Annotated in this window: 2 protein-coding genes; both read left to right on the forward strand. The window is 66.6% G+C overall.

The features are described from left to right. A partial coding sequence (locus ACTHLF_RS21025; protein WP_440330149.1) for a putative bifunctional diguanylate cyclase/phosphodiesterase occupies window positions 1–947 on the forward strand: 947 nt, incomplete at its 5' end. Further along, entirely contained in the window at window positions 937–4,026 is a 3,090-nt protein-coding gene (locus ACTHLF_RS21030; RefSeq protein WP_440330151.1) for a ligand-binding sensor domain-containing protein, read from the forward strand. The genes ACTHLF_RS21025 and ACTHLF_RS21030, both read left to right, overlap by 11 nt. Window positions 4,027–4,087: the final 61 nt, after the last annotated feature.

Here is a 4,087-nt window from a genome sequence, read left to right on the forward strand (position 1 = left end):
AGCTCGTCGCGGTCAGCCCCAGCATCGGCGTGGCCATCGCCCCCCAGGATGGCAAGGAAGCGGACAGCCTGATCCGCAACGCCGATGCCGCCATGTATGCCGTGAAAGAAACCGGCAAGGCCGATTTCCGCTTCTATGAAGAAGGCATGCTCGAGGCGGCCCGCGAGCGCCTCGCGCTGACCGTTGAATTGCGTGAGGCCCTGCAGCGCGGCGAACTGGATGTCGAATACCAGCCCAAGCGCCACCTGCACGACGGCAGCCTTGCCGGCGTGGAGGCGCTGGCGCGCTGGCACCACCCGGTGCGTGGCGATGTGCCGCCGAGCGTCTTCGTGGCCGTGGCCGAGCGTTCCGGCCTGATCCATGGCCTCGGCGAATACGTGTTGCGCGCCGTGCTGGCCCAGGTCCAGGCCTGGGACAAGGCGGGCCGCCACGTGGATTACGTGGCGATCAACCTTTCCATGCACGAGCTCAGCCGCCCGGCCTTCGTCGAGACGCTGCACCGCGTCGTTCGCTCGTTCGGCGTGGATCCCACCCGCATCCGCTTCGAGCTCACCGAATCCACGGCCATGCGCGAGCCCGAGGAGACCCTTCGCCAGCTGGTGAAGCTCCGCTCGCACGGCTTCGACCTGCTGATCGACGATTTCGGCGCAGGCTACTGGAACCTCAGCCACCTGCGCGAACTGCCCGTCGGCACGATCAAGATCGACCAGAGCTTCGTCCGCGGCAGCGACTCGAACCTGGCCGATCGCGAGATCACCGAGGCCATCGTCGGGCTAGCCAAGAAGCTGAATATGCGGACCATCGCCGAAGGCGTGGAAACCGAAGCGCAGGCCGACTGGCTGCGCGGCCTTGGCTGCGACATCGGCCAGGGCTATTTCTTCGCTCGCCCCATGACGGCCGATGCGTTCAGCCGTTACCTCGACCCTTCGATGGCTTATGCAGGCTGAACGTCCGCACTGGCCCTTCCGCTTTCTGTCGTGGCGTGCCCTTCTCGTTGTCATTGTCACCTCTGTGTTGTGGGTGGGTATCTCGCATGCTCAGGTCGCGCCGAAAGTCGGTGTCGATCCGTGGGCGGCGTATGAGACGGCCTGGTTCGATACCGTAGGCGTCACGGACGGCCTGCCGCCCTCGACGACTACGGCGATCGTGCAGGACAAGGCCGGCGTCATCTGGATCGGCACCTTCGGCGGCCTGGCCCGCTACGACGGCTACCGCATGCAGGTGTTCGGGCAGGAACCCGATTCCTACGGCGGCGCGGTGCTGCCCGATGCCTACGTGCGCGCGCTGATGCCGCTCGACGATGGTGGCCTGCTTGTGGGCACCAACGCCGGCGGGCTGCTGCGCTTCGATCCGAAGACGGTCCGCTTCCATCTTTATCCGGTGGGGAAGGGCGGTACCTCGAACGGCAAGGTGTTTGCCATTGCGCGGTCGCACGATCCCGATGTGTTCTGGATCGCCACCGAAGGCGGCCTCGACCGCCTGCAGCTTTCGACCGGCGAGATCACGCACGTGTCGGGCCAGCCCGGCGACGATCCGTCGATGGTCCGGCGTACCTTCGCGGTCAGCGAGGACCGTGCCGGCAACCTGTGGGTCGGCCTGGATAACGGCGTATTCGTGCGCAAGCCGGGCGGCCATTTCGAACGGATCATCTCCGGCGATCCGGAAATCGACTCGATCCTGCACGACCAGGTCTGGGCGCTGTACCAGGACAGCAAGGACAGGATGTGGATCGGTACCGGCCAGTCGGGCGCGGTATACGTCACCGCGGACTGGCATGCGCGTGCGGTCGCCGGGTATTCCGGGAAGACCGGCCTGGCGCGCCGCCGCACGATCCGCTCCTTCCGTGAAACGCCCGAGCACGTGCTGTGGGCTGCGACCGACGGTGCGGGCGTCGTCACCTACGATTTCAACACGGGGCAACTGCGCGCGCTGTCGCACGACGCGGCCATGGCCTCGTCGCTGCCGGGTGACATCACCCGCGATATCTTCCAGGACCGCACGGGCAACATCTGGGTCGCGACCGAGCTGGGCGCGGCGCACTACGACCCGAACGGCCGCAAGGTGTTCTCGGTGCTGCCGTCGCCGCTACAGTCACACACCCTCTCGAACGCCAACGTCCACTCGGTGTTCGTCGACCCGCGTGGCCGTATCTGGCTGGGCCTGGGCATGGGCCGCATCGACGTGCTCGATCTCGCCAGCGGCGGCATGCGCCACCTCCAGCTGGGCGGTGAACAGGCCGAGCGCGACGTGCAGGCCTTCGTCGTCGCGCCCGATGGTTCGATCTGGGCAGGCGCGCAGGGCGTGTCGCGGATCGATCCGAACACCTTCGCCCTGCAGAGCTCGATGATCCCGAGCCTGGATGGCCGGCTCATCCTCTCCATGCAGCGCGACGGGAACGACCTGCTCATCGGCACGTACGATGGCCTGTTCCGCTACGACACCGTCTCCGGCGCGCTGCGCCAGATGCGCCACGACGACAAGGATCCGCGCAGCTTGGTCGGCGACCAGGTGCGGCACATCGTGCGCATGGCGCATTCGTGGTGGTTCGCGACCATCAGCGGCATCAGCGTCGCGTATGACGGCGAGCCAGGCTTCGTGAATATCCGCCACGAGCCGGCGGACCCGAAGAGCCTGCCGCAGGATTACACCGGCTCCATGGCGTTCGATTCGCACAACCGCTTGTGGCTGGGCACGTTCGGCGGCATCGCCTACCTGGATGATTTCCAGGAGCGCGGGCCGTTCCGTTTCGGCCTGATCGGCGCGCGCGAGGGCCTGGTCAACACGAAGATCAACGCACTGCTGGTGGACCACGATGACCGCGTGTGGGCGTCGATGGCCAACGGCGTGGCCATGGTCGATGCGGCTAGCCATCGCGTGTTCGACCTGGGTATCCGCGATGGCCTGCGCATCCCGAGCTACATCCACCGCGCCGCGGCCGAAGCACCGGGCGGCGAGCTGATGTTCGGCGGCCTGGGCGGCCTGACCGTGGTGCGCCCCTACTGGGTCGCGCCGCAGATGGCGTCGCCGCGGCTGGCGGTCACGCATATCGCCATGAATGACAAGTCCGTGCCGCTGGCCCAGCTGCCGGACGAGAACGGCCGGATCAAGCTGGACGGCGACGGACGTAACCTGCGCGTGGATTTCGCGTTGCTCGACTACCGTGCGCCGCAGGAAACCCATTACGCGTACCGCATGGACGATACGGATACGGCGTGGAACGAGGTGGCGCGCGGTATTCCCCCGAGCGCGATCTACACGAACCTGGCCAGCGGCACGTACACGCTGCGCCTGCGCGCGACGATGCGTGGGCTGGATGCGCGGACGATCGAAACCTCGGTGCGGGTGGAAGTCGTCCCGCGCTGGTACGAGAGCCCGTGGACCCTGCTGCTTGGCGTCGCGGTGGCCGTGGCGATGTTCTTTGGCCTGGTGTACCTGCGCACGCTGTACCTGCGCCGCCGCGCCGAGTTGCTGCAGGCACAGGTGGAAGCGCGTACGCGTGACCTGAAGGCGGCGAATGAGCGGCTGGATCACCTGGCGGGTACGGATGAGCTGACCGGTTCGTTGAACCGCCGCCGGTTCCTGGAGCAGGCGGAGCGGGTGCGCCAGGGCGCAGCGACGGATGGCATCCCGTTCAGCATGGTGTTGCTGGATATCGATGACTTCAAGACGGTGAACGATACGTTCGGTCACCTGGCGGGTGATACGGTGATCCGCGAGACGATGCGGGTGATTTCGTCGATGTGCCGCGCGGATGACCTGGCGGGCCGTTTCGGCGGCGAAGAGTTCATCCTGTGCCTGCCGGGCGCGCTGGCGGAGCACGCGCTGGATATCACCGAGCGCGTGCGCCATGCACTGGCGTCGCAGGTGATCGTGCACGGCGATTACAGGATCCGGATCACGGTGAGCGCGGGCGTCGCGATGTGGCGCGCGCCGGAGTCACTGAATTCGCTGCTGGGCCGCGCAGACGAAGCGCTTTACGAAGCAAAGAACGACGGGCGTAACCGTAGTCGTATCGCTAGCCTTTAAATCAGAGCAAGACCCGTGGGAGCGCGCTTGCGCGCGATTGGGACTCGCCGGGCACACGAAT

The organism is Luteibacter sp. (assembly GCF_051958795.1).
Classification (GTDB): Bacteria; Pseudomonadota; Gammaproteobacteria; order Xanthomonadales; family Rhodanobacteraceae; genus Luteibacter.